Source organism: Mycobacterium sp. TH-M82 (assembly GCF_057473605.1).
The window spans coordinates 1-1,081 of sequence record NZ_JBYCKY010000893.1 but is presented as its reverse complement, the minus strand read 5'-3'; the positions used below and the strand labels follow the sequence as shown (position 1 = coordinate 1,081).

Annotated in this window: 1 protein-coding gene; it reads left to right on the top strand. The window is 62.9% G+C overall.

The features are described from left to right. The first annotated feature begins 127 nt into the window (after positions 1 to 127). Positions 128 to 736, top strand: a complete 609-nt coding sequence (locus AC2VON_RS26025; protein ID WP_486955392.1) for a PIN domain-containing protein — start codon at positions 128 to 130, stop codon at positions 734 to 736. Positions 737 to 1,081 lie beyond the last annotated feature (345 nt).

The window sequence follows — 1,081 nt, the reverse complement described above, 5'->3', positions numbered from 1 at the left end:
GGTCGGGGCACACTGGCGTGTCCCGGCGCACGCGATAGCCGCGTTCTGTGACCACGAAGCCCAAGAGCGCCTTGCTCAGTCCGACGAGTTCGCCGCCGCGCAGAACGCGGCTGGGATTTTCGAGTAGATGCGCCGTGTCGTCCTCACCGACACCGATGTGCTGTGGTCGCGCACCGTGCGCGATTACCTGGTGTATGCCCACGGGCGCAGGCTCATCGACGTTCGATGGAGTGCGAAGATACTCGACGACCTGACCAGGACTTTGACCCGCAAGTACGGGAACCACGATGCGCATCAGCGTCTTCGGGGCCTTCTGGAGCGGCATTTCCCCGACGCGTCGATCGATGTGACGCCAGCCGACGTCGCGGTGTTCGACGAGCTGGGGCTACCGGACCCCGACGACGCACACGTTCTCGCCGCCGCGTACGCGGCGCAGGCGGACATCCTCTGCACGAACAACACCAAAGACTTTCCCGTCGAGGCGGTTCGCCGGTCCGGTGCGAAGCTGATGGTCCCGGATGAGGTTCTGTGTCTTCTGGCATGCGAGTTCCCGCGTGAAATGCGTCAGGTGCATCAAACTGTTGTGGAGCACAACCCGAGGCTGACCGAGGATCAGACGCTGGCCAAACTCGTCGACACGGACTGCCCAGGTGCCGCGAGAACTATGGCGGAGCTGTCCGCCGGTATGCGTTGGGTGGCGTCCCACAAGCGCGGTGGCCCGGGCCTCACGGGTTGAGGCGGTGGTCGAGGTCATCCACATTCATGTCAGTAGAGCCATACAAACGCACCGAAATTCGGGGGATTCGGCCATGTCGCAACAGACGCACAATCCCGTATCCTGTTGTGACACGACACGATAGCGGACATTGCCGGACGGTTGCGGTTAGGTCACCTACTTCAGAAGGTTGGGAGTTCGAATCCCTTCGGGCGCGCAGAGTGTGAGGGTGAGAGTTTTCTCGTCGTCACACCGGAGCAGTTCACGCAGTGGGATGCGGGAACACCGCTTCGATTCGCGGCCCGGCGGTGGACCAGAACACCTTGTAGTCCGGGTACCCGGGCACCGGCATCCGCATCCGGATGC